We start from the raw sequence: 18,498 nt of genomic DNA, 5'->3' as shown, positions 1-18,498 counted from the left end.
CTTCGTGCGAGAACTTGTCCGTCGTCTCGCTCGGCACAGCACCAGCCTTCCAGGAGTCGGAGGCTGCGACGAAGCCGGGGCGGTTCAGTCGCGGGCGGTCCGGCGCCTCACCGAACGACGGTCAGCGCCAATGTATCATTTCTTATATGGAATGTAAGGGTTCGTAGGATTTTGTGAGAACGACAAATATCGATCGAAATCAACCTTCACACCAAAAGTAATGGAATTTATAAGCGACAGGACATTCTTTTGTTCCTCCCTCACATGCTCAAGCAGCCGCGCTGCAGTTCGAAGTGCTGCGCGATCGGTCGCTCGGGTCGCATCGAGAAGGTCGCCGCGGATGTCCCTGATCGGCTTCAGCCCCAGCATCACGTTTGCCGAGAACACGGTGAACGCCGCACCGCAGTTGCTCGACGATGCGGTGACCTTCACGACCACATCCTCGCTCATCGGGGGCCGCTTGGTGGTGGCGGGCCTGCTGGAAGAGGACCGAATTTCGGTGCTCCATCAGGGCGATTCCGACGGGCAGATCGGCGTCTCGGGCACGACGATCAGCTATGGCGGCGTGGCGATCGGCACCGCATCTGGTGGGGTGGGCACCTCCTTCGTCGTGACCTTTACAGACGCGGTGACAGCAGCCGCGGTGGATGCGCTCATCCAGCGTCTCGGCTACGCCAACCTCAGCGATACGCCGACGGCCACGCGAAGCCTGACGCTCGATGTGATTGATGCGGCAGAACAGGGATCTGGCGTCGGCATCGGCACGCTGACCGCGCTGACCGGTTCCGCGAATCCGATGAATGGCTTTGATGTGGGCTCGTACAGCGTCCCCACACTGGTCGATTTCGATGGCGACGGCGACCTCGATATCGTTTCCGCCCGAGAGAACAACACGCTGCAGGCGTTCCGCAACACCGGCACCGCAGACAGTCCAGTGTATTCCCAGCTGAGCGGGGTATCAAATCCCTTCAACGGCCTCACCCTCGGGACCTACGCCGCCCCCGCCTTGGTGGACTTCGACGGCGATGGCGACCTCGACCTTGTCACTGGCCAGCAGAACGGCACCTTCCTCGCGTTCCGCAACACGGGCACAAGCACCGAGCCCGTGTTCACCGCGCTGACCGGTGTCAACAATCCGTTCAACGGATTGGATGTGGGCAACTTCAGCTCGCCCACCTTCGGTGATTTCGATGGCGACGGGGATTTCGACCTCATCTCGGGCGATACCGTCGCCAGGCTCGTGGCCTTTCGAAACACCGGAACCAGCACAGCGCCGGTCTTCGTCGCTCTCAGCGGCAGCGATAGTCCTGTCACCGGAATCGATGTCGGCGCGGCCGGCAGCATGCCAACCCTGGTGGACTTCGACGGTGATGGCGATCTCGATCTCGTCGTTGGCTCTGATTCCGGTAAGCTGACGGCCTATCGCAATACCGGCACCACCACCAACCCATCCTTCACCCTGCTGACCGGTGCCGACAACCCCTTCAATGACATCGACGTCGGTACCTTCAGCGCGCCGAGCTTCGGCGATATTGATGGCGATGGCGACCTCGACGTGATCTCCGGTGCGGCAAACGGCACGATCAGCGTGTGGCGCAATACGCCGCCGACGCCGTCCATAACCATCAGCGTCACCGCGGGGAATGACCTGCCCAGCGTGAACTCCAGCACGACGGCGACCTTCGCGGAAAATGGAACCGGCGCCTTCTATCTGCCCACGGCGATCGACCCCGACGGCACCACGAGCTTCGTCTGGTCGCTGGGCGGTACGGATGCGGCGCTGTTCGACATCGACAGCATCACGGGCGCGGTGACCTTCAAGGCGCCGCCGGACTTCGAGGCGCCGGCGGATTTTGACAGCGACAATATCTACGACATCACCGTCATCGCGAATGACGGTACGGCGGACAGTGCCCCCCACGCGGTCGCCATCACCGTCACGAACGAGGCAGAGGCGCCCACCGTGATTTCTGGCGGGACCGCCATTTTCGCCGAAGGCGGCACCGACACGGCCTATCAGGCAGCGGGCTCTACCTCCGAGGGGCCGGCGCGCAGCTGGTCGCTTGGCGGTACGGATGCGGCGCTGTTCGACATCGACACCATAACGGGCGCGGTGACCTTCAAGGCCGCGCCCGATTTCGAGGCGCCGGCCGACGCTGGCGGCAACAATGTCTACGACATCACCGTCACGGCAACCGACGGCACACTGAGCAGCGAACCCTTGGCGGTCGCAATCACCGTAACCAATGTCCCAGAGGCTCCCACCGTGACATCCATCGGAACCGCCAACTTCGCCGAGAATGGCATCGGCACCGCGTACCAGGCCGTGGGCGCAGACCCCGACGGCCCCGCCCCCACCTGGTCGTTGGGCGGTACGGATGCGGCGCTGTTCGACATCGACAGCATCACGGGCGCGGTGACCTTCAAGACCGCCCCTGATTTCGAGGCGCCGGCCGATGCCGGTGGCGACAACATCTACGACATCACGGTCACCGCTCATGACGGCATGCTGAGCAGCGATCCACTTCCGGTCACGATCACCGTGACCAACCTCGCCGAGACGATCATCGGCACGGATGCCTCCGAGCGGATTGTCACCGGCGATGGCGATGACCGGATCGAGGGCCTTGGGGGCGATGACACGTTGATCGGCGGCACCGGCGCCGATGTGCTGGAAGGCGGCAGCGGCTTCGACATCGCCGACTACAGCGGCGCCACCCAGGGGGTCTTCATCAACCTGTACCAGGGCGTGGTCCAGGATGGCAGCGCGGGGGGCGACAGCCTTTCGGGCATCGAGGGGGCGATCGGCTCCGCGCAGGCGGATCTCCTTATCGGCGATGCCGGTGCCAACCTGTTGAACGGTGGCGCGGGCAATGACCTGTTCTTCGCCACGGCTGGCGCGGACACGCTGGATGGCGGCGAGGGCCACAACGATGTCGTGGTCTTCGCGCCCTTCTTCTTCGGCGACGACGTTGAGACTTTCGCCGAGGGCGTGGTCGTCTCGCTCGACCCCTCCATGCCCAGCGGCGGCGCGGCCGAGGGCATGGTGCTGTCGAACATCGAGGACATTATCGGGACGGAGGCCGATGACTGGTTGATCGGCGATGTCAGCGGCGATGGCTGCCCGGTGGACAACCTGTTCGTCGGCCTCGGCGGTGATGACGTGCTGGATGGCGGGTTCGGCAACGACACGCTGATGGGCAGTGCCGGTAACGACCTACTGATCGGTGGGGAAGGCATCGACACGGCCGACTTTTCCGATCTGGGGGCGGCGGTGGTGGTGCGCCTGGCCGATGGCACCGCGACCTCCGCGCGCACATCCGGCATGCCGACCTTCGCACCCTCCTCCATCGATGCGGAGGGAGAGGACCGGGACGACCTGGTCTCCATCGAGGATGTCTCGGGCACCTACCAAGCGGACGATATCCGGGGCGATGCCGGGGCCAATCTCTTGCAGGGTCAGGGCGGCGACGACACGCTCGAAGGCGGTGCGGGTGAGGACACGCTGGATGGCGGCGACGGCCTCGACACCGCCAGCTATGCCAATTCCGCGGCGGGCGTGACCGTCAGCCTCGACAGCGGGCTGCGCACCGGCGATGCGGTTGGCGACGTTCTGGCCTGCATCGAGAACCTCGAAGGATCCCGCTACGCTGACGCCTTGTACGGCGACGGGCGGACCAACCTGCTGCGCGGGCTGGCTGGCAATGATGCCCTGTATGGTGGTGCCGGCGACGACACGCTGGAAGGCGGAGTGGGAGCCGACGCGCTGAATGGCGGCGCGGGCTTCGACATGGCGAGCTATGAGAATGCGGCCTCGGGCGTCGCCGCAACGCTCGATGGCTTCCGCAACTCGATGTCCTACGGCGCCGACGACGAGGCGACGCGCGACGCCTATGCCAGCATCGAGGGCCTGCGTGGCTCCGCCCATATCGACACGCTCTACGGCAACGCCCAGGCGAACCTGCTGCAGGGCCTCGCAGGCGGGGATATGCTGGTGGGCGATGCCGGCGACGATACGCTCCAGGGCGGCGCGGGCGCCGATTTGATGACCGGCGGCGAGGGCTTCGACCTTGCCTCCTACGCCGGCTCCGACGCCGCCGTCAGCGTCAGCCTCGAGACCAACACCGGCAGCGGCGGCGACGCCGAGGGCGACCTGCTGCAGGGCATCGAGGCGCTGCTGGGCTCCGATCACGACGACCTACTGACCGGCGATGACATGGCCAACCGCCTGTCGGGCGGCGATGGCGCCGACACGGTGGTCGGCGGTTTGGGGGCGGACACGCTGGATGGTGGCGAGGGAAGCGACCTCGCCTCCTACGCCGGGACCACGGTCGGCATCGTCGTGGACATGCAGGCGATGGGGATGAGCACCGGCGAGGCGGCGTTGGATGTCCTCGTCTCGATCGAGAACCTGGTGGGTGGGTCGGGCAACGACACGCTGCTCGGCGACGGCGCGATAAATGTGCTGGATGGCGGTGATGGCGACGATCTCATCGACGGTCGCGGTACCGGGGATGAGACCGTATCGGGCGGCGATCTGCTGATCGGTGGCGCCGGCAACGATACCGTGAGCTACGAGTCGGACAGCGTGGGTGTGTTCGTCCATCTGGGCATGAACCTGGCGAGCCACGATCACGGTGACGACACGCTGAGCGGCTTCGAGAATGCGATTGGTGGCCAGGGCAACGATGCCCTGTTCGGCAACGACGAGGCCAACATGCTGGCCGGCGGCAACGGCAATGACGGGCTGGAGGGCGGCGCGGGTAACGACCTGCTCCTGGGCGAGGACGGCGCGGACACGCTGCAGGGCGGCGAGGGAGACGACACGCTGGACGGCGGCGCGGGTAGCAACCTGCTCCAGGGCGGGGCCGGGAACGACACCATCGACTACAGTGCGGCGGTTGCATCCGCCGTGGTATTCGGCACGCTGAGCTCGGAACTTGCGCGCTTCAACGAATATCTCTGCCGCATCGGCGTGGACACGCTGGAGGGCATCGAGACGTTGATCGCGACCCCGGGCGACCTGGACCGCATCGACGCATTCGCCGAGACGCAGCGCCGTGTGGAACTCGACCTCGGCCTCGGCACGCTGGCACTGATCGGCGCCCAGACCTCGGAGATGACGGTGAGCGGCTTCGAGCACGCGACCGGCGGCGCGCTGGACGACCTGCTGGTCGGCACGGCGGGTGGGAACATCCTTTCGGGCGGGGCAGGTGCAGACACGTTGCGTGGCCTGGATGGCGCGGATGCGCTGCTGGGCGCTGAGGGCAACGACCTGCTGGTGGGCGGGGCAGGCGCCGATACGTTGGAGGGCGGCTCAGGCACCGACACGGCCGACTACAGCGCCTCGGCAGAGGCGATCTCGATCAACCTCGCCACTGGGACTAACACTGGCGGCGACGCTGCGGGGGATGTCCTGTCCAGCGTCGAGAGGATCATCGGCTCCGGGTTGGGCGACAGGCTGACGGGCGACGGCAGCGACACCATCCTGCTGGGCGGCGCCGGTGCCGACACGCTGGAGGGCCTGGCGGGCGCGGACACGCTCGAGGGCGGCGAAGGCGACGACGTGTTCCTGATCGCGGATGCGGCGGATCACCCGGCCGGCGAAGTCATCAGCGGCGGCGCGGGCAACGATGTCATCCGCTTCACCGCCTCCGCGCCCTCCACCCTGGTCCTGCGCGACGTTGCGGGGGTGGAGGCGGTGCACGTCTCCGACGCTGCGGGCAGTCGCACCGGCACCGCGGCGCTCGACATCGACGCCACGGGCCTCGCCACGGGCGTGGGCATCGCCCTTTACGGCAATGCGGGGGCGAACCTGCTCACGGGCAACGACCAGGGTGCGAACCTGCTGGTGGGTGATGGTGGCGCCGACACCTTGATCGGCGGTTCCGTGGCCGACACGCTGGCGGGCGGTTCAGAGGCCGACCTGCTGATTGGCAATGGCGGCAGCGACTGGGCAGACTACTCCAGCAGCACGGTTGGCGTCTCCATCAACCTCCAGGACCAGGTTCAGGCGCTCGGCGACGCCCAGGGCGACACGCTGATTGGAATCGAGAACATCATCGGATCCGCGGCAGAGGACTTCCTCCGTGGCGACGTCGAGGACAACCACCTGTTTGGCGGCCTGGATATGGACTCGCTGCAGGGCTTCGATGGCAACGACACGCTGGAGGGCGGAGCCGGCGCCGATGAGCTGATCGGCGGGGCCGGGTCCGACTTTGCCAGCTACCGCTCTGCCCTGGCCGGCGTTGTGGTGGACCTGACCCTCAGCCGCATGGCGACCGGCGATGCCATGGACGATACGTTCCTCAGCATCGAGAACTTGGAAGGCTCGGCTTTCGGCGACGTGCTTGTGGGCAATGGCCTTGCCAATGTGCTGGTCGGCGGGCTGGGTAAGGACACTCTGATGGGGGGCGAGGGTGCGGACTTGTTTGTCTACACGCAGGCCTCGGATAGCCTGGCGACGTCGATCGGTCGTGACGTGATTACCGATTGGAGCGCGGGCGACCGGATCGACGTGTCCGGCTTCGACGCGAATACGGGGCTCAACGGCTTTCAGTCCTTCATCTACCGCGGCACCACCACCAAATACACGGAGGCGGCGGCGGGCGAGCTGTGGTCCTATGTCTGGGGCGGACACACCTATGTCATCGGCGGTGTGGATGCGGGCAAAACCCGCGACTTCCAGATCGAGCTTAGCGGCGTGCACAATCTGCAGATGAGCGACTTCGTGGGTGTCACCGTTCTGCTGGCCGGCAGCGCGGGTAATGAGGTGCTGACTGGCAGCGTCGGCCATGACACGCTCAGCGGCGGGGCTGGCAACGACACGCTGATTGGCGGCGCTGGCCGCGACAGGCTGACGGGTGGCTCTGGTGCCGACCACTTCAGCTTCACCGCCGTGACCGACAGCACGCCGACGTCCCGCGATGTGATCACCGACTTCGAGGCTGGCGACCGGATCGACCTGTCCGCCATCGACGGCAATACCGACCTGCCCGGGCTGCAGGACTTCACCTTCCTGGGCCGGGTGTCTGCAAACTCTACCGGTGTCAGCACCGGGGAAGTCAGCTTCCATCAGTTTGGCGGCAATACATTCATCAACATCGGCGTCAACAGTGACGGCACACGGGACATGATGATCGAGCTTACCGGACTGCACACGCTGCAGGCCGGCGACTTTATCCTTTGATCAGATAGCCCCGCACGAGCTGTCGTTGCCATGGAGGTTGTCCCTTCGCGGCTGAGTTGATTGGCTTTGGTTGCAAGGCCAACACCCAGCAACTCGGAGCCCGGAGGGACAGCATGAAGGGCCGCGCGGGCGGCGACGCGTCCCTGATCGCGGATGCGGCGCAGCACCCGGGCGGCGAGGGCAACCGCGGCGGCGAGAGCAACGACGTCATCCGCTTCACCGCCTGCGCGCCTTCCAACCTGGTCCTGCGCGACGTCACGGGGGGGCGAGGCGGCGTACGTCTCCGACGCCGTGGGCAGCCGCGCCCGCACCACGGCGCTTAGCATCGACGCCACCGGCCTGGGCGCGGGCGTTCACATCGCCCTGTACGGCAATGCGGGGTCGAACGAGCGCACGCGTAACGATAATAGTGCGAGCCTGCTGGTGGGTGGCGATGGCGCGGACGCGCTGGTCGGCGGAGCCGAGGCCGACACGTTGGCCGGATCCGATACGCCAGGCGGCTATCCAGGAAGCGCCGGTTGTAGGGCGGCGGCACGGGGGCGAAGTGTTCCGCCATTGCTGCGTCAGGTCCGGCGTGCCGGCGGTCTTCAGGGCTGACAGCCGGCCGAGCACTTCGGCTGGGGGAATGGCGGGGATGGTCGGCGCCAGCGGGGCGCCTGCTTTCGACTTGGTGGCGCGTGTCATGCGGGGTCCCGGCGCTGGGGCGGGCAGGAAGTGCAGGGCATCGTCTCCGCGGTCAGCAGCTTCGCGCGCAGTCTCCTCGGCAACGCGGCTGCGCAGCCGCAGCAGCGGTAGACCGCGGCCCTCTGGTGCCTCGACCGCGCGGATCATGACCAGCGCCTCCGGCCCGCTGCCAGGCGCGCGGGAGCACGCGCTACCACGGCCCGTGTCGCGCTCACCGACCAGCGAGTTCGCGGGCGAACGACTGGGCATTCAGCTCGATGAGGTTCGGCTGCGGCGCGACGCGCGGGTATCCCGGGAAGCGCGCATCCGTCGCGCCGCGGATCCGCGCCGCCGCACCCTCAGGCAGGGAGGCGCCGCCCGCGAGCTCGGTGCGGACGAGGCTCTCGAAGGCGCGGAGGTAGCCGAGCTGCTCGCGGATCAGTGCGGCGACGGGCGCCGCGGCACCATGGCCCGGCAACCCCGTGCCGATGCCACCATAGCGCGGTAGCGCTGTCTCGAGCTGCGCGATCCAGGCGCGTGCATGGCCATCGAGCAGCCAGGGCGTTGCGCGGCTGCCGAAGAGGTCGCCGGCGAACAGCACGTCTTCCGTCTCCGCGTGCAGCACCGTCATGCCCGAGGCCTCTCCCGGCCCGAGCTGGTCGACGCGCCATTCGGTGCCCGCCAGGCGGATCATCTCGCCCGGCCGCAGGATCCGGCTCGGCTCCGGAATGCGGTCGGGGATTGCCGCGCCGAAGGCGCCGCGCATGGCGCCGAGCAGCGCCGGGCCTTCCCGCACGATCCAGTCGCGCGTCCCCTCGCCGGCCATGATCGGCGCTTCCGGGAAAGCGCGCGCGACGACGTCGAGCCCGACGATGTGATCCGGATGCTCATGGGACAGCACGATCGCCTCGACCGGCAAGCCCAGCCCGCTTGCTGCCGCGACGACGGCCCGCGCCTCGACCGCCGTCCGCTGGCAGTCGAGGACCACGACCGATCGCGCGCCGACCAGAAGGTAGGAATTGACGGAAGCCTCGCCGGGGCGGTCGAGCCGCACGATCTCCAGCCCCGCCCCGGGGCGATAGGCGCGGGCCTGGCGCGTGGCCAGCAGCGGAAGGCCGAGGGTGGCGAAGCCGACAAGGCGGCGGCTGATCATGGCTTGCGCCTCACTTCAGGAACCTCGTCGACAGGACAGGGTGTGCCGCCATGCGCCTGCATCACGATGGGCTCCTCTCTTTTGCGACCTGAAGCGGGCCGCCGCGCCGCGGCGGCCCGGTAGGCAGGTTCAGGGCGTCGGCAGCACGTCCGAGACGATGTGCAGGAAGCCGTTGTCGGCACGGATGTTCATCTGCAGGATCGGCCGGCCATTCACGCGCACCGTGCTGCTCGATATCCCCTGGAAGGCGAGCTGCGTTCCGCCGAGTGTCGTCATGACCGCCGAGCCGTCGGTGTCCATCGGGATCGGGCTGCTCCAGGAGACCATGTGCGCGCGGACGACCGCGGCGGCCTCCGCCTGGCCCGAGGTCTCCGTCAGGCGGCGGTAGGCGGCATAGGGCAGCGCCTCGAAGGCGGCGTTGGTGGGGGCGTAGAGCGTGACGCCGGCCTGCGAGCCGAGCTGCGATTCGAGACCGGCCTTGCGGATCAGCGACGCGAAGGTGCTGAGCCGAGGGTTGGCGGCGACGGTCTCGAACAGGCTGGCCGCCTGGGCGCCGGCGGGAGCGAGCGCCGCGCTCGCGAGGCCCGCGGCGGCGCCGATGATGAGTCTGCGAAGGCGTGTCATGGGCAGTTTCCTCTTCGCGCGCCCGGCGCGAGCGGGATGCCCGTGCCTCATCCTCGGCGTGCGGGTCAGAGACTGCCTGATCGGTGAAGGGCCGGTTCGTCACCCGCTATGGCGCTTCCAGCGGGATTGCGGCGATGAACGGATCCCGCATCGGCGGAGCCGCGCCGCAGCGGTGGCAAAGTCGCGCGAATGCCAGGCGCGGCGTGGTGGCACGCTGCATCTCCGGAGCGCGGATATCGGCCCGGTAGGACTCACCTTCGCTGACCAGGACCCGCGCGCGGGTCGCGCCTGCCCGCCGCTGTCCCGCCCGGCGGGAAGCGCCCCGGCCCGGCGCCGCCGCGCGGCGGCGCCCGCGCGGGCCGGATCCTGCAACCGATGCCGGTATGACATCGCAAGACCGAACGAAAATTCGCAGGGACGCGTGAAAATGACATTACGTTCATGGTAGGGTGCAATGCAACATGCCGGAGGGAGTGGGTGCATGTTCGGGGAGTACGTCGAGGGCGGGAGCTTCGCGCCCTTCGTGCAGGAACGTCGCTTCGGTAGCAGCCCGCGCGTCGGGCTTATGGAAATCGGGCAGCCGCCCGGCGACTTCTCCGACCCGCCGACGGGCCTGCTCATCGTCGCGCAGGCGCGGACGTCGCTCCAGGCCACATGCGACATAGGCTTCGGGCGCGTCATGGCGCGGGCGGCGCCGGGCAACATCGCGGTCCAGCTGCCGGATGCCGCGGCCTCGATTGTCCATGACCGTCCCAACGCCTTCCGCGTCGCGGCCATTGATCCCGCGCTGCCCGACCAGCTGAGCGGGGACCGGCGCTGGCTCGACGTGTTGCGGCGACCGGGCCTCGAGCAGATCCGGAGCCGAGAGATCGGCCATGTGCTGGCGCGGATGTGGGATGCCGCACGGCAGGACGGGATGGCGAGCCGGTTGTATGTCGAAGGCTCCACCCTGGCGCTGCTCGGCCTGCTGCTGCGAGAGGTCGGGCGGGGACCCGCGAGCCACGGGGGCGGCCTGGCGGCCTGGCAGGTGCGGCGCGCCACCGCCTATATGATGGAAAACCTGGACAGCGAGATCGGCCTGGCCGAACTCAGCGCCCTGGTCGGCCTCTCGCCAACCCATTTCTGCACCGCCTTTCGCCGCAGCACCGGCCTTCCGCCGCATGCCTGGCTGACGGAAGCGCGGATGGAGCGCGCCAAGGCGCTGCTGGCCGACCCGCGGCTGAGCCTGACGGAGGTGGCGCAGACCGTGGGCTATGGCGGGCAGAGCGCCTTCGGGGCGGCGTTCCGCCGCGCCACCGGCATGACGCCCGGGGCCTGGCGACGGGGGGCCGCTGCATGAGCCGCGATACGCCGGTCTTCACGAGCCATGCGGAGTTCTACAAGGCAACCTACGGCAGCTTCATGCGGGACTTCGCGCCGCTCGGCCGATCCGGCGCCGCGATGATCCTGGCCGAGCAGACGGCGGGCGACTTCTCCGACCTGCCGACCGAGGATATTGTCCTGGTTCGTCCGCTGACCAGCAGCCCCGGGCTGATCGATTGCGGGGCGGGGCGCCGGCATCAGACCACGACTGCTGGCGCTGTCTCCATCGTGCCGCCGCGCTTCACGACGACCGTCGTGATGGATACGCCGCATGGCCTCGATCTTCTTGCGATCCCGTATCGACGGCTGCTCGACCTGACGGGGCCTGACATCCTGCCCGAAGATGGCAATTTCGGCGCCCTGCATGCCGGCTTCAACCTCGACAGGACTGTTACCGCCGGCTTCGAAACCCTGTGGCGCCAGGGCCGATCGGGATCGCCCGACCCGCTGCTGGTGGATGCGGCGCTGCTGACCATCTTCAGCCGCTTCGTGGCGATGTCCCGGTCGAAGCCGGTGGCGGTGCCGCAGGGCGGCCTGGCGGCCTGGCAGGTGCGGCGCGCCACCGCCTATATGATGGACAACCTGGACAGCGAGATCGGCCTGGCCGAACTCAGCGCCCTGGTCGGGCTCTCGCCAACCCATTTCTGCACCGCTTTTCGCCGCAGCACCGGCCTTCCGCCGCATGCCTGGCTCACGGAAGCGCGGATGGAGCGCGCCAAGGCGCTGCTGGCCGATCCGCGGCTGAGCCTGACGGAGATCGCGCAGACCGTGGGCTATGGCGGGCAGAGCGCCTTCGGGGCGGCGTTCCGCCGCGCCACTGGCACCACGCCCCGCGCCTGGCGCCGGCAGACGCCGGCGGCGCGGCTGCCATGAGCCATGGGGGCCCTGGCGCCGAGGCGGCTGGCGGCGTGATCTGACCGGATATTGCTAATCCGGGGCGGATTCGTCTCGCGCTTGTCTGCTCTCGGCCTTCACCGCAGTCCGAAGCCGGTCCATGGCGGCTTCCAGGCGCTGCAGGCGCCGCAGCAGCGTCTTGTCCTGGAGCGCAAGGCAGCGAAGCTTGCCGGTCACGGGCTCCCTGGTCTTCCGGCAGAGTGCACCGCATTCGGGACAGCGGCGGTATGGCGGCATGGCGTGCTCCGACTGCAATCGCACCCGCAGGGCTGGTGGCGCCGAGGCGCGGCCCGGCACGCGCGATGCCGAACCATGGCTGCAGGCGGGCCAGCCCACTCGCGCCCCCTTGTGCCCGTTCGCGCGCGCCTGCGGGAAGAAGCGCCTGATGACGGACCGGCCCCGGCGCCACCGCAGTCTCGCGAGAAGCACCGCAGCCCGGCGTGAACGGGCCACCCCGCGATCCCGCATGCTCCTGTCATGGTCATGGCGCCGGGCCCTGCGAGACCGGTCCTGGCGCCGATGAACCTTCGACATGGAGCACGCCGTGACCGACACCCTGAAGCCCGTCCGCAAGGCCGTCGCGCCCGGAAAGCTGCTGATCGGCGGCGCCTGGCGCGACGCCGCGGATGGCGCGACGACGACGACCACCGATCCCACGACCGAGGCCGAGATCACGACCGTCGCCAAGGCCTCGGCCGTGGATGCCGACGCCGCCGTGCAGGCCGCCACGCGCGCTTTCGAGGATGGCCCCTGGGGCCGCATGCATCACGAGGAGCGCGCCAAGGTCCTGCTCCGCATGGCCGACCTGATGGACGCCCGCGCCGATGACTTCGCGATCCGCGAGGCGATGGACATGGGCATGCCCTATCGCGACTTCCGCGAAACCATCATGCCGCATTGCTCCGGCCTGTTCCGCTTCTTCGCCGGCCAGGCGATGGCGCACATGGACGGCGCCTATCGCCGTTCCTATGAGGCCGACATCAGGATCCTGACGCGGCGCGAGCCGCTCGGCGTCGTCGCCGCCATCACGCCCTTCAACTTCCCGCTTGCGCTGTCCGCGTCGAAGATCGCGCCGGCGCTGGCGGCAGGGAACTGCATCATCCACAAGCCCGCCTCCGACACGCCGCTGACCGCACTCGCGCTGGCGCAGGTGGCACTCGATGCCGGCGTGCCGGAGGGCGTGTACAGCCTGCTCACCGGTCCGGGCGGCAGCCTTGGCGATGCGCTGGTCAAGAACCCCCTGGTGGACAAGATCGCCTTCACCGGCAGCACCGGCGTCGGCCAGGGCATCGCGCGCACGGGTGCGGCCACGATGAAGCACCTGACGATGGAACTCGGCGGCAAGTCGCCGAACATCGTCTTCGCCGATGCGAACCTGGACGCCGCGCTGCAGGCCGCCTTCTGGGGCATCTTCTGGAACAAGGGCGAGGTCTGCGTCGCCGGCAGCCGCATCCTGGTCCAGCGCCCGATCTACGAGGAGTTCACCGCCCGTCTCTCCGCCATGGCGCGCGACGCGGTGGTGGGCGATCCGCTCGATCCCGCGACGCAGATCGGGCCCATCGCATCGCGTGCCGAATACGACAAGGTGCTGCGCTACGTGCAGGCCGGGCGCGAGGGCGGGGCGCGGCTCGCCGCCGGCGGCGGCACGCGGCAGCTGGATGGCAAGGGGCTTTTCGTGGAGGCCACCGTCTTCGCCGACGCCACCAACGACATGGTCATCTCGCGCGAGGAGATCTTCGGACCCGTCGTGCCCGTAATCCCCTTCGACACGGAGGAGGAGGCGGTGCGGATCGCGAACGACACGCCCTATGGCCTGGCATCCGGCATCCAGACCGGCGACCTCGGGCGCGCGCTCAGGCTCGCGGACCGCATCCGCGCGGGCACCGTCTGGATCAACACCTGGCACAAGTACCACCCCAACGCGCCCTTCGGCGGCTTCAAGATGTCCGGCTACGGCCGCGAGCAGGGCGCCGAGGCGCTTGAGAGCTACACGCAATACAAGACCGTCTGGGCGAACCTGGCGTGAGCATGGGGCGATGAACACGATGAACATCCTGATCCTCGGCGGCGCCGGCAATATCGGCGCGCCGATCGCACGCAGGCTCGCGGCAAAGGGCCACCACGTGACCGTCGGCTTCGGCCGCGACACCGCCAGGCTGCAGGCGATCGCCGAGGAGATCGGCGGCCCCGTCGGCACCGATGCTTCCGCGGCCGATGTCGTGGTGCTGGCCGTGCCCTGGGGCGCGGCGCAGGCGGCGCTCGGCGCGGCCGGCAACCTCGACGGCAAGATCGTCTGGGACTGCACCAACCCGCTGCTGCCGGACCTCAGTGGGCTGGCCCTCGGCACCACCGATTCCGGCGGCGAGCAGGTGGCGCGCTGGGTGCCCGGTGCGCTCGTGGTGAAGGGCGTGCCGCCCTTCGCCGAGCTGATGCAGGCGGCAGGCGGGACCGGCCCGCTGGTGCCGGATGGCCTGGCGCCGCCCGCGGTCTTCGTCTGCGGCGAGGATGCGGCGGCGCGCGCGGTCGTGCTGGGCCTCGCCGCCGATCTCGGCGCGCAGCCCGTCGAGGCCGGCGGCCTTGCGACCGCGCGCTGGACGGAGCCGGTGGGCATGCTGCTGATCCAGCTCGGCTACGCCCAGGGCATGGGTCCGATGATCGGCGCGCCGCTGCTGCGCTATGCGGGTCCTGCGGCATGAGCGCGCCGGTCTGCGCGGTCGTCGGCTTCGGGCCGGGCCTCGGCGCCGCCGTGGCGCGTCGCTTCGCCGCGGGCGGATTCGCGGTGCTCGGGCTCTGCCGCGATCCCGCGCGGCATGCGGCGCTGCCAAAGCAAACGGCGGTGATGGTCTACAACGCCTATCGCGCGAGCTTTGCCGCCCCCGGGCCCTCGGCCCTGGCGCCGGCCGATCTCGCGGCGGATTTCGCCGTGAACGTCACCGGCGCGCTGGTCGCCGTGCAAGCGGTGCTGCCGGGCATGCGCGCCGCTGGGCAGGGCAGCATCCTGTTCACCGGCGGTGGTCTCGCGCTCGATCCCACCGGCTGGCTGCCGGCGGCGTCACTGGCCGTCGGTAAGGCCGGGCTGCGCAGCCTGGCGCTGACGCTCCACGCGGAACTGGCGTCACAGACCATTCATGCCGGCACGGTGACGATCGCAGGCACGGTTGCCCGTCATACCGCCTTCGATCCTGATCGCATCGCGGAGGCCTTCTGGGACCTGCACGCCGATCCCGCCGGCGCCTTTCAACCCGAGATCATCTTCAGAGGCTGAACCCCCATGTCGTCCAACATCGCCACCGTGCGCCGCTTCGTGACCGACTTCCTCGGCCGCGCCGACCTCGCTGCTGCCGACGCCACCGCGCATCCGCGCATCCAGGGCATCACCGGCCTCAAGCCGATGGGGCCGATCGACGGGATCGACGAATACAAGGCGATCCTGACCGCCTTCGTCGCGGCCTTCCCGGCGGAATCGCCGGTCGAGATCATCGACCAGTTCGAATCGGCCGATGGCACGCGGGTCGTCACGCGCTTCCATTCCCGCCAGCGCCATGCCGGCGAATTCTTCGGCGTCGCCGCAACCGGCCGCGTCATCCTGTTCGACGAGACGCATGTGGCGCGCCTGCAGGACGGGCTGATCATCGAGAACATCGTCAGTGCGACCAACCTCGAATTCGAGATGCTGATGGCGCCGGTCCTGGCGCCGATGATCCTGGGACAGTCGTGATGATCACCCGCCGCGGCCTGGGCCTGCTTGCCGGCGGGCTTGTTGCTGCCCGCGCAGCGCGGGCACAGTCCGGGACCGAGATCCTGGTGCGCTTCCCGAACGGCACCTTCCTCGAGAACCTCGTGGTGGAGCCCGAGGGGCGCGTGATCTTCACCAACTACTTCGCGCGGCGGCTGGAGGCCTGGTCGCCCGGTGCGGGCCACTCCGCCTTCGCCGCGGTGCCCGCGCATCCGGTCAGCCTGACACCGCTTGGCGGTGGGCGCCATGCGCTGGCAGTGCACGGCACGTCGTTCATGGAAGGGTCGGCCGCGATGCGGGGCCAGGCGGCCCTGCTGCTGCTCGATCCCGCCGGCAACGTGACGCGCCGCATCGCCCTGGCGGAAGCCGTGTTTCCCAATGGCGGGCTGCTGCTCGCGCGCGACAGGCTGCTGCTCGCCGACAGCGCCTTGGGGCGCGTCTGGCAGGTCGATCTCGAGACGGGCGCGGCCACGAGCTGGCTCGACCATCCGCTGCTCGCCCCGGTGGCCGGGCAGCCCTATCCCGGTGTCAACGGCATCAAGCGCGCGGGCGATCGGCTGCTGCTGTCCAACTCGGCGCAGCGCAGCCTGCTGGCGGTGGGGGTGGATGGCGGCACACCGACGGTGCTCGCGCCGATGACGCTCGGGGTGGACGACTTTGCCGTTGCGCCGAACGGGACGATCTATGCCGCGACGCATGCGGTGGATCTCGCGCGCCTCATGCCCGGCGCCAGCGCGCCGGTGGCGATCGCCGCCCCCGGCGTCGAGGGCAGCACCGCCGTCGCGCTGACACCGGATGGGTAAGCGCTCTATGTGCTCGGCACCGGCGGGCTCTCCTCGGGCGGTCGGGGTGACGCCGTGCTGGCACGCGTCGCGATCCCTGCGGCATGATGCAACCCTCATCGCGAGAGGTCCTGCGGAATGCCTGATCTGTCCGAACCTACCATTGCCGTCCGGTCGCGGGAGGAACTTCTCTATCTGCTGGCCGAGGCGGCCGAGATCGAGCACAACCTGATGTGCTGCTACCTCTTTGCCGCCTTCGGCCTCAAGACCGCCGCCGATGGGCTGACCGAGGCGGATGCTGCGGCGGTGGCGGGCTGGAAGCGTGCCATCACCCATGTCGCGGTCGACGAGATGACGCATTTGGCGCTGGTCGCCAACCTGACCGCGGCCATCGGCGGCGCGCCGCATTTCGGCCGGCCGAACTTCCCGGTCGGCGCCGGCTACCATCCCTCCGGCGTCATCGTGCAGCTGACGCCCTTCGACCGCGCGACGCTTGACCATTTCATCTACCTGGAGCGGCCCGAGGGCGTGTCTCTGCAGGACGGTACCGGCTTCGCCTCGCCGATGCCCGACTACCGGCGGGAGACGCCTGGCGAGCGCATCATGCCGAGCGCGCAGGACTATCTGACGGTAGGTCACCTGTATCGCAGCATCCGGGCTGCCCTTGTCGACCTTGCCGCGAGGCTGGGCGAGACCGCGCTGTTCGTCGGCGATCCCGCCTTGCAGGTCGGACCGGACCTTGCGGCGTTGAAGGGCCTGTGCCGGATCACGGACCTGGCTTCGGCGCTGGCTGCGCTGGATACGATCGTCGAACAAGGCGAGGGCTCGCCGGCCGATATCGAGGCCTCCCACTATCGTCGCTTCCTCGCGGTGCGGGAGGCGTATGACGCGCGCCTTGCGGCCGATCCTGCCTTCGCGCCGAGCCGCGCGGTCGTCCGCAACCCGGTGATGCGCCGGCCACCCGACCCGGCGGGAAAGACCTATATCGATCATCCCGGCACGGCGCCGGTGATGGACCTGGCCAATGCGATCTACGCCGCGATGCTGCGCAGCCTCGTGCAGGGCTTTGCGGAAACCGATCCGGTCCGCAAGCGGTTGTGCATCGATGCTTCCATCGACACCATGTTCGGCCTGGTGCCGGTCGCCGAGCACCTGACCAGCCTGCCCGCCTGCATGGCCGAGGATGGCCGCAGGGCGGGCATGAGCTTCGCCATGCTGCGCGACGTCGCCCCGCTCGCGCCCGGCGCCGGCGCGCTCGCCGTCCTGGCGGAACGCTACGGCGAACTCGGTGCGCGGGCCGGCACGATGCTGCCGCCGGCGCTGGGCGAAAGCGTGGCGACGGCGCTCGGCGGGATTGCGGCCAGGCTCATGGGCCGCCCTGCCGCCACCGAAGCGCCGGCGATCGAAGTCGCGGAAGGCCGCGATGTGGTGATAAGCTTCGAGGCGACGCGCTGCATCCACGCCCGCTTCTGCGTGCTGCAGCAGCCCGCTGTGTTCAAGGCGAATGTCGTCGGCGCCTGGATCGCGCCCGATGACGCGACGACGACCGAAGGCCTGGTCATGGTCGCGCAGAACTGCCCTTCCGGCGCCATTCGCTACCAGCGGCGCGACGGCGGTCCGGAGGAGGCGCCGCCGCCGGTGAACCTGATCCAGGTTCGGGAGAACGGGCCTCTCGCTGTGCGCGCCGACATTCATCTGGCCGGCGAGGCGATCGGCTATCGCGCGACGCTGTGCCGCTGCGGTGCCTCCGGCAACAAGCCGTTCTGCGACGGTTCACACAAGGCGGCGGGCTTCGCGGCGACCGGAGAGCCGGAGACGGGCGATACGACGCCGCTGCCTGTCCGCGATGGCGTGCTGCAGGTGCGGCCGCAGAGGAACGGGCCGCTCGCCGTGTCGGGGGCCATCGAGATGCTCAGCGGGACCGGACGCACGATCCTCAAGACCGAGGCTGCGATGCTTTGCCGCTGCGGCCAGTCTCGCAACAAGCCGTTTTGCGATGGTTCGCACGCCGCGGCCGGGTTCCTGGCCGACTAGACGGATAGGATCACGCTGGCTGGCCTCGGGCGCTGTCCAAGGTGGCGGCCGATAGGCCGCC

13 protein-coding genes are annotated in these 18,498 nt (G+C 69.0%); 9 read left to right on the top strand and 4 right to left on the bottom strand.

Going from position 1 to position 18,498, the window contains the following annotated elements; translation table 11 throughout:
- Window positions 1-340: 340 nt before the first annotated feature.
- Entirely contained in the window at window positions 341-7,189 is a 6,849-nt protein-coding gene (locus J3S20_RS22630) for a M10 family metallopeptidase C-terminal domain-containing protein (RefSeq protein ID WP_216838819.1), read from the top strand.
- 255 nt (window positions 7,190-7,444) lie between these two features.
- Here the strand turns inward: J3S20_RS22630 and J3S20_RS22625 are convergent, their stop codons facing one another.
- The 3 genes from J3S20_RS22625 to J3S20_RS22615 all read right to left on the bottom strand — a co-directional run bounded on the left by J3S20_RS22625 (window position 7,445) and on the right by J3S20_RS22615 (window position 9,629).
- Entirely contained in the window at window positions 7,445-8,020 is a 576-nt protein-coding gene (locus tag J3S20_RS22625) for a hypothetical protein (protein WP_216838818.1), read from the bottom strand.
- Window positions 8,021-8,084: 64 nt separating this feature from the next.
- Entirely contained in the window at window positions 8,085-9,005 is a 921-nt protein-coding gene (locus tag J3S20_RS22620; RefSeq protein ID WP_216838817.1) for an MBL fold metallo-hydrolase, read from the bottom strand.
- Between the two features lie 129 nt (window positions 9,006-9,134).
- Window positions 9,135-9,629, bottom strand: coding sequence for a fasciclin domain-containing protein (locus J3S20_RS22615; RefSeq protein WP_216838816.1), 495 nt, complete (start codon window positions 9,627-9,629; stop codon window positions 9,135-9,137).
- Window positions 9,630-10,110: 481 nt separating this feature from the next.
- On the opposite strand from J3S20_RS22615, the gene J3S20_RS22610 reads away from it, so the two are divergent.
- Both J3S20_RS22610 and J3S20_RS22605 read left to right on the top strand, forming a co-directional pair.
- Entirely contained in the window at window positions 10,111-10,968 is an 858-nt protein-coding gene (locus tag J3S20_RS22610; RefSeq protein ID WP_216838815.1) for an AraC family transcriptional regulator, read from the top strand.
- The gene (locus tag J3S20_RS22605; RefSeq protein ID WP_216838814.1) at window positions 10,965-11,864 is read left to right on the top strand and encodes a helix-turn-helix domain-containing protein; all 900 of its coding nucleotides are present in this window, start codon (window positions 10,965-10,967) and stop codon (window positions 11,862-11,864) included. The genes J3S20_RS22610 and J3S20_RS22605 overlap by 4 nt, the downstream gene beginning before the upstream one ends.
- Window positions 11,865-11,918: 54 nt before the next feature.
- Here J3S20_RS22605 and J3S20_RS22600 read toward each other — a convergent pair whose 3' ends face one another.
- Window positions 11,919-12,062 carry a hypothetical protein gene (locus J3S20_RS22600; RefSeq protein WP_216838813.1) on the bottom strand — a complete coding sequence of 48 codons (144 nt, stop codon included), beginning with the start codon at window positions 12,060-12,062 and terminating at the stop codon, window positions 11,919-11,921.
- A 367-nt stretch (window positions 12,063-12,429) separates the two neighbouring features.
- Between J3S20_RS22600 and J3S20_RS22595 the strand changes: the two genes are divergently transcribed.
- From J3S20_RS22595 to J3S20_RS22570, 6 genes are all read left to right on the top strand, one after another.
- Window positions 12,430-13,911, top strand: coding sequence for an aldehyde dehydrogenase family protein (locus J3S20_RS22595; protein ID WP_216838812.1), 1,482 nt, complete (start codon window positions 12,430-12,432; stop codon window positions 13,909-13,911).
- Window positions 13,912-13,921: 10 nt separating this feature from the next.
- Window positions 13,922-14,581 (top strand): NADPH-dependent F420 reductase, encoded by a 660-nt coding sequence (locus J3S20_RS22590; RefSeq protein WP_216838811.1) that lies wholly within the window; start codon window positions 13,922-13,924, stop codon window positions 14,579-14,581.
- The gene (locus J3S20_RS22585) at window positions 14,578-15,150 is read left to right on the top strand and encodes an SDR family NAD(P)-dependent oxidoreductase (RefSeq protein ID WP_216838810.1); all 573 of its coding nucleotides are present in this window, start codon (window positions 14,578-14,580) and stop codon (window positions 15,148-15,150) included. The genes J3S20_RS22590 and J3S20_RS22585 overlap by 4 nt, the downstream gene beginning before the upstream one ends.
- A gap of 6 nt (window positions 15,151-15,156) precedes the next feature.
- Window positions 15,157-15,603 carry an ester cyclase gene (locus tag J3S20_RS22580; protein WP_216838809.1) on the top strand — a complete coding sequence of 149 codons (447 nt, stop codon included), beginning with the start codon at window positions 15,157-15,159 and terminating at the stop codon, window positions 15,601-15,603.
- Window positions 15,603-16,424 (top strand): SMP-30/gluconolactonase/LRE family protein, encoded by an 822-nt coding sequence (locus tag J3S20_RS22575; RefSeq protein WP_216838808.1) that lies wholly within the window; start codon window positions 15,603-15,605, stop codon window positions 16,422-16,424. Before J3S20_RS22580 ends, J3S20_RS22575 begins: the two co-directional genes overlap by 1 nt.
- A gap of 117 nt (window positions 16,425-16,541) precedes the next feature.
- Complete coding sequence (locus J3S20_RS22570) at window positions 16,542-18,437, top strand: ferritin-like domain-containing protein (RefSeq protein ID WP_216838807.1); 1,896 nt, start codon at window positions 16,542-16,544, stop codon at window positions 18,435-18,437.
- Window positions 18,438-18,498: the final 61 nt, after the last annotated feature.

This window comes from Falsiroseomonas tokyonensis (assembly GCF_019024325.1).
Lineage (GTDB): Bacteria > Pseudomonadota > Alphaproteobacteria > Acetobacterales > Acetobacteraceae > Falsiroseomonas > Falsiroseomonas tokyonensis.
The sequence above is the reverse complement of the archived record's forward strand: the minus strand, read 5'-3'. Positions and strand labels throughout refer to the sequence as shown.

Excerpts from the sequence above, each read along its gene's own strand:
- J3S20_RS22630 (WP_216838819.1), top strand. The coding sequence starts at position 341 with ATGTCCCTGATCGGCTTCAGCCCCAGCATCACGTTTGCCGAGAACACG.
- J3S20_RS22625 (WP_216838818.1), bottom strand. The coding sequence starts at position 8,020 with ATGATCCGCGCGGTCGAGGCACCAGAGGGCCGCGGTCTACCGCTGCTG.
- J3S20_RS22620 (WP_216838817.1), bottom strand. The coding sequence starts at position 9,005 with ATGATCAGCCGCCGCCTTGTCGGCTTCGCCACCCTCGGCCTTCCGCTG.
- J3S20_RS22615 (WP_216838816.1), bottom strand. The coding sequence starts at position 9,629 with ATGACACGCCTTCGCAGACTCATCATCGGCGCCGCCGCGGGCCTCGCG.
- J3S20_RS22610 (WP_216838815.1), top strand. The coding sequence starts at position 10,111 with ATGTTCGGGGAGTACGTCGAGGGCGGGAGCTTCGCGCCCTTCGTGCAG.
- J3S20_RS22605 (WP_216838814.1), top strand. The coding sequence starts at position 10,965 with ATGAGCCGCGATACGCCGGTCTTCACGAGCCATGCGGAGTTCTACAAG.
- J3S20_RS22590 (WP_216838811.1), top strand. The coding sequence starts at position 13,922 with ATGAACACGATGAACATCCTGATCCTCGGCGGCGCCGGCAATATCGGC.
- J3S20_RS22585 (WP_216838810.1), top strand. The coding sequence starts at position 14,578 with ATGAGCGCGCCGGTCTGCGCGGTCGTCGGCTTCGGGCCGGGCCTCGGC.
- J3S20_RS22580 (WP_216838809.1), top strand. The coding sequence starts at position 15,157 with ATGTCGTCCAACATCGCCACCGTGCGCCGCTTCGTGACCGACTTCCTC.
- J3S20_RS22575 (WP_216838808.1), top strand. The coding sequence starts at position 15,603 with ATGATCACCCGCCGCGGCCTGGGCCTGCTTGCCGGCGGGCTTGTTGCT.
- J3S20_RS22570 (WP_216838807.1), top strand. The coding sequence starts at position 16,542 with ATGCCTGATCTGTCCGAACCTACCATTGCCGTCCGGTCGCGGGAGGAA.